6 protein-coding genes and 1 pseudogene are annotated in these 5,659 nt (G+C 70.4%); 5 read left to right on the top strand and 2 right to left on the bottom strand.

The window, feature by feature from the left end; all coding sequences use genetic code 11:
- A partial coding sequence (locus tag EQG76_RS08085; protein WP_159712256.1) for a sulfatase-like hydrolase/transferase occupies positions 1-642 on the top strand: 642 nt, incomplete at its 5' end.
- Here EQG76_RS08085 and nth read toward each other — a convergent pair.
- Complete coding sequence (gene nth / locus EQG76_RS08080) at positions 576-1,271, bottom strand: endonuclease III (RefSeq protein ID WP_159712262.1); 696 nt, start codon at positions 1,269-1,271, stop codon at positions 576-578. The two genes, EQG76_RS08085 and nth, sit on opposite strands and share 67 nt — an antisense overlap.
- Positions 1,272-1,355: 84 nt before the next feature.
- Between nth and EQG76_RS08075 the strand changes: the two genes are divergently transcribed.
- Together EQG76_RS08075 and EQG76_RS08070 are read left to right on the top strand one after the other, a co-directional pair.
- The gene (locus EQG76_RS08075) at positions 1,356-1,847 is read left to right on the top strand and encodes a DUF2244 domain-containing protein (protein WP_159712254.1); all 492 of its coding nucleotides are present in this window, start codon (positions 1,356-1,358) and stop codon (positions 1,845-1,847) included.
- 371 nt (positions 1,848-2,218) lie between these two features.
- Positions 2,219-2,662, top strand: coding sequence for a DUF4332 domain-containing protein (locus EQG76_RS08070; RefSeq protein WP_159712252.1), 444 nt, complete (start codon positions 2,219-2,221; stop codon positions 2,660-2,662).
- Positions 2,663-2,677: 15 nt separating this feature from the next.
- On the opposite strand, the gene dapB is transcribed toward EQG76_RS08070, so the two are convergent.
- On the bottom strand, positions 2,678-3,475 hold the full coding sequence (gene dapB / locus EQG76_RS08065; protein WP_159712260.1) for a 4-hydroxy-tetrahydrodipicolinate reductase: 798 nt from the start codon (positions 3,473-3,475) through the stop codon (positions 2,678-2,680).
- A 171-nt stretch (positions 3,476-3,646) separates the two neighbouring features.
- Between dapB and EQG76_RS08060 the strand changes: the two genes are divergently transcribed.
- Both EQG76_RS08060 and EQG76_RS08055 read left to right on the top strand, forming a co-directional pair.
- A complete protein-coding gene (locus tag EQG76_RS08060) occupies positions 3,647-4,381 on the top strand; it encodes an isochorismatase family protein (RefSeq protein ID WP_235031257.1) in 735 nt (244 codons plus the stop codon).
- Positions 4,382-4,463: 82 nt separating this feature from the next.
- Positions 4,464-5,659 (top strand): annotated as a pseudogene (locus EQG76_RS08055) (hypothetical protein); the annotation flags it as partial.

The following is a 5,659-nucleotide window of genomic DNA, read 5'->3' as shown; positions in this document are numbered from 1 at the left end:
CATGTCGGCCGCCTGCTGGAGCATCTGGCCAGGACCGGCCTGCTGGAGCGCACGCTGGTGGTGTTCACCGCCGACCATGGCGAGATGGCCGGGGATCACTGGATGATCGGCAAGTCCGGCTTCTTCCCGCAGGCCTTCCACGTGCCGATGATCGCGCGCCACCCGGCGGGTGCGCGCGGCCGGCGGGTGGCGGCATTCACCGAGCATGTCGACCTGATGCCCACCCTGCTGCAGGCGGCGGATGTGCCAGTCCCGCTCCAGTGCGACGGCCATGGGCTGGAAGGCTTCCTACTCGGCCGGGAGCCGCAGCGCTGGCGCGATGCCGTCCATTATGAGCACGATGTCGGCGACCTGGAGACCGGCTGGCACCGCGACGCGCTGGGCCTGGGGGATCACGAGTGCGGGCTGGCGGTGCGCCTGGACGGGCGCCATGCGCTGGTGGCATTCGCCGGCCTGCCCAACCTCCTGTTCGACCTGCGCAGCGACCCGTACTGGCTGGTCGACCGTGCCGGGGATCCCGCACTGGCGCCGGTGCGTGCCGAGCTCGCCTCCGGCATGCTGTCCTGGCGGATGCGCTATGCCGACCGACGCCTGTCCTCGGCACTGCTGACCCCGGCTGGCCCGGTGGGCCGCTTCGAGTAGAGCTGCTTGTCCGTATAGAGGCACCAGGGCTCGATCACGCAGCGCCAGCATTCCGGCCGGCGGGCCTTGCAGACATAGCGGCCGTGCAGGATCAGCCAGTGGTGCGCGCCCATGCGGTACTTGTCCGGCACGACCTCGAGCAGGCGCTGCTCGACCTTCTCCACGGTCTTGCCCGGTGCCAGCCCCGTGCGGTTGGCGACCCGGAAGATATGGGTGTCGACCGCGATCGTCGGTTCGCCGAACGCCACGTTCAGGACCACGTTGGCGGTCTTGCGGCCCACGCCCGGCAGGGCCTCCAGGGCGGCCTGGTCGTGCGGAACCTCGCCGCCATGGCGCTCCACCAGCTCCTTCGCCAGCGCCACGACGTTCTTCGCCTTGTTGCGCCACAGGCCGAGCGTGCGGATATGCTCGCCCACCTCCGCCTCGCTCATCCGCGCCATGCTCCTGGCATCCGGTGCCGCGGCGAACAGCCCCTTGGTCGCCTTGTTCACGCCGACATCGGTCGACTGCGCCGACAGGACCACCGCTACCAGCAATGTGAAGGGCGTCGTGTAGACGAGTTCCGTCTGCGGGGCTGGATCATTCTTGGCGAGTTGGGCGAAAATCGCTTCCACCCGCTCGGCTGTCATGGGCTGGCTCATGGTCCGCCTGGTCGGGGCTGTTCCGGGTTGTCGCCGGTCATATATCCGTTGCTGCCTGCGATCGAGGTGACAATGAGCGAGCGCCCCGTGGCGGAACCGGTGCTGTTCGACGCGGTGATCTATCCGAACCCGCCGATCTCGCGGAACGGCTTCATCCTGGTGGTGGGCGGCTTTGCCGTCCTGTCCGGCGTGGTCGGGCTCGCCACCTTCCTGGCCGGTGCCTGGCCGGTGATAGGCTTTCTCGGCCTGGACGTGCTGGCGCTGGCCCTGGCCTTCACCGTGGTGCGCCGCCGCGCCCGCGCCTTCGAGGCCGTGCACCTGGTTCGGGAGCGGCTGACGATCCGCCGGGTCGACCATCGCGGCCGCTCGGCCGAATGGCGGCTCCTGCCCTACTTCACCCGGGTCGAGCTGGACCAGCCGGCCGGCCATCTGAGCTTGGTGCGGGTCCGTGACCACACCACAAGAGTGCATATCGGTGCGTTCCTGACACCACGCGAACGTGCCGAGCTGGCGCAGGCGCTGCGTACGGCACTGCGCAGCACCAAGACCCTCATGCCGCTCTGAGCCGGCAGCCCGCGGCTCGTCTCCAAGGTTTCCGGAAGCAAGCTGTACGCATTCCTTCGGACAGGTTCTGTCGTCACCCGGATACTCGGGTCGGGGCGGTGCGTTGCGTTCACAAAGCGGTGGCTAGATCTGAAGGCCCGGGACATTCTTTGCCCTCGACCTCGCTGGATTGACCTTATTTCCGGTGCGACGATCAGGATTGTGGACCTGAAGCAATGTTTCCCTTATTCGCCTGGGTATCGGCAGACGGGATTCGCGCTATAGGTGTAGCCGTCACGGCGCGAATGCAGGGATCCCGGTGGGTGGCGGGCGAAGACGACATGAACTCGATGAGAATGACTTCGTCAGAGGGCGCCCGAATGGCCAGCGACTTGCCCCTCAGCAAGCTGCGCGGCCTACCCTCGACCATCCGCCTAGCGCTCAAGGCCCGCCGCATCACCACCTGCGAGCAGTTGCTGCGCGCGGCCGGCAGCGAGTCCGCCCGCCGCATCCTCCTGGCACAGACCAAGCTCGACGAAGCCGACCTCATGGTCATCGTGCACCGCGCCGATCTGGCGCGCATCGACGGGCTAGGCGCGGTGTTCGGCCTGATCCTGGAGGAGATCGGCATCAGCACGCTGGCACAACTCGCCGCCGAAGAGCCGGCGCAGCTCCATCACCGGGTGCGCGAGTATAATCGTCAGGAACGGATCTCGCGCCGCTCGCCCACACCGGAGGAGGTCGCGGACTGGGTCGCGCAGGCGCGCCACCTGCCCAAGCGGGTCGACGATCCCGGTCATGCCGCCAGTACGCTCGGCGTGTCGATGCGCCGCTAGACGCTAGAGCGCTCCTCAGAGACCCAGCACGTCGCGCATGCCATAGAGCCCGGGCGGCCTGCCGGCCAGCCAGCGTGCCGCCCGTACCGCGCCATGCGCGAAGATCCGCCGGTCGGTGGCGCGGTGGCCGAGCTCGATCCGCTCCGCGTCGCCCGCGAACAGCACGACATGCTCGCCCACGACATCGCCGCCGCGCAGCGTGGCGAACCCGATCGTGCCCGGCTGCCGGGGCCCGGTGATTCCGTCGCGGCTGCGCACCGCGGCCTCGTCGAGTCGGACCTCGCGCCCGGCGGCCGCCGCCCGGCCCAGCGCCAGCGCGGTGCCGGACGGCGCATCGACCTTGTTGCGGTGATGCATCTCCAGGATCTCGATGTCCCACTCGTCGCCGAGCGTGGCCGCGACCCGCTCGGCCAGGCCCAGCAGCAGGTTCACGCCCAGGCTCATGTTGGCGGCCCAGAGCACCGGGCACGTGCCCGCGAGCCGCACCAGCTCGGCGAACTCCGCCTGCGAGAAGCCGGTGGTGCCGACCACCTGCGCCTTGCCGGCGCCGGCCACGACTTGCAGATGTGCCAGCGTCGCCTCCGGGCTCGAGAACTCAATCAGGACATCCGCAGCCGCCACCAGTGCCGCGAGATCGGCACTGGCAGCCTGGCCCACCGCATCCCGGCCCGCCAGTAGCCCGAGGTCCTCGCCCAGGGCCGGATGGTCCGGGCGCTCGACCCCGCCGGCCAGGACTAGGCCGGGAGCATCCAGCACGGCGCCGAGGTTGCTGCGCCCCATCCGCCCGGCACAGCCGATGATCCCGACCTTGATCTGCTCCATGTCCGCTCCCCGCCCCGTCCGGCCGACGCGCGGCTTCCGCCCGCCGCCACCAGCCGGGGCGGTGGTGCCCGTTTCCGCAGGACGGTGCAAGCAAGGCGACGCGGCCGCGGCGAGCCGTTACTCTCCCCTCGAGGGCCCCATGGCAATGAGGAGGTGCCAACGGTGACCGCACCAGGAATGATCCAGGAGCAATTGCCCGTCGCGATGGCGCCGTGGTCGCCCGGCGCCGGGCCGGCTGGCCTCGTGATCATCGACGCCGTCCACGGTTTCTGCACTGCCGGTGCCGGCCCGCTGGCGCCCGCGGCCCCGAGCCCGCAGGTCAGCCGGATGATCCGCGAGATCGACGACCTCGCCCGCCGCTTCACCGCGGCCGGACGCCCGCTTTTGGCCTTTCTCGACACCCATGAGCCCGGCCGTCCCGAGCCGCCCTACCCGCCGCACTGCGAGCGCGGCAGCGGCCATGAGGAGCTGGTCGACGAGCTGGCCTGGCTGGAAGGCGAGCCGCTCGCCACCCTGATCCGCAAGGATTGCATCAACGGCTTCGTCGGTGCCATCGAACCGGCCCATCCCGGCCACGGCGTCACCCACAACCGGGTCGTGGACTGGATCGCGCTCAACCGGCTCCGCTCGATCGTGGTGACCGGGATCTGCACGGACATCTGCGTGCTGGACTTCGTCGTGACCATGCTGTCGGCACGCAACCACGGCCTCTTGTCCACGCTGCGCGACATCGTGGTGCTGGAGCCGGCCTGTGCCACCTACGACCTGCCGCTCGAGACCGCCCGCCATCTGGACCTCCCCGACGGCGCCGCCCATCCCCAGGCGCTCACCCACCACCTGGGCCTCTACCTGATGGCGTCGCGCGGCGCGGTGCTCGCCAGCGAGATCCAAGACTGACCCGGCGCATGGGCCGGTCATTAGGAATACGTTAACCCCGGCCGCCTATGCTCACCTCGGATGGCGGCCGGCAGGACGGAGCATGACGGGACGGGGCAGACGATCGGCGGAACAGGCGGACCTGCGCCTCGACCCGGCCCGGCGACGCGGCGAGCCGATCGAGATCGAGGTCACGGGCGGCGTGCGGATCCTGGCCGCCAACCACCTGGGTGCCATGGCGTCCTGGGTCATGTTCGAGCAGGAGGACTGGTACGAGCCGGAGCATGGCTGGCTGCGGCGGCTGGTGCAGCCGGGCTGGCGCGTGCTGGACACCGCACCGGGCTGCGGGATCCTGGCGGCGACCCTGGCAGGGCTGGTCGGCCCCTGCGGCTCCGTGCTGGCCTGCGACCCGCTGCCGGCAGGACATGCCCGCCTCCAGGCGATCCGCGCCTGCAACGGCCTGGACCCGCTGGTGCCCTCCCTTGCCCGGATGGCTTCCCCGGAGAAGCCCGGTGCCAGGCAGCCGGCCACTACGCTGGACCGGCTGGCCGCGGACCATGGGTCGTTCGAGCTGGTCCGGCTGGGTGCCGATCCGCTTGCCATGCTCGCGGGTGGTCAGCAACTGCTGGAATCGTGCCGGCCGATCCTGGTGCTGCCCATCGACCCGGCCGATGCCGGGTCCGCCGGCGAGGCCGGCCTGCTGCTCCGGGAACAGGGCTATGCGCTGCACCTTTTCCTGCCGGGCTTTGGCGCGGCAGCACCGCTCGATGCAGGCTTCCTGGACGACTTCACCACCAATCTGATCGCCTGTCCGCTGGAGCGCCAAGCCGGGCTGGCCGAGCGAGGCCTGCTGGCGCAGGCCGAAGAACTGGCACTGGCTGAGCTGGACGTCCCGCCCCTGCCGGGGCCGCTCGGCTCAGGCTGGCCAGAGCTGGCCCATCGGATCGAGGCAGGGCTGGCCGCGGGCCTGCCGCTGCCGGCACGAATCGCCTGGACCGGGCGGCTGGTCCGGGCATGGCTCGGCGGCCTGCGCGACTTCGTCGACCTGATGGACCACCCGGCCCAGCTGATGACCCTGGCCGCATTGCTGGCCGCCACCGGTGCGAGGGGGACTGCCCTGGAGGCGATGCGCCCGCTCCTGCATCTGCTGCAGGAAGGGCAACTGCGCCTGGACGAGCCGTTCCTGCCGATCCTGCCCTGGGTGGACCAGGCAGGTGCAGCGGACGGGCCGGCGTGGTGGAAGCTGGCAGCGGCGGCTGAGGCGCCGGAAGCGGCCGAGCTCGGGCTGATCCATGCCAC

It is taken from the genome of Geminicoccus flavidas (genome assembly GCF_009806515.1).
GTDB lineage: Bacteria > Pseudomonadota > Alphaproteobacteria > Geminicoccales > Geminicoccaceae > Geminicoccus > Geminicoccus flavidus.
The sequence above is the reverse complement of the archived record's forward strand: the minus strand, read 5'-3'. Positions and strand labels throughout refer to the sequence as shown.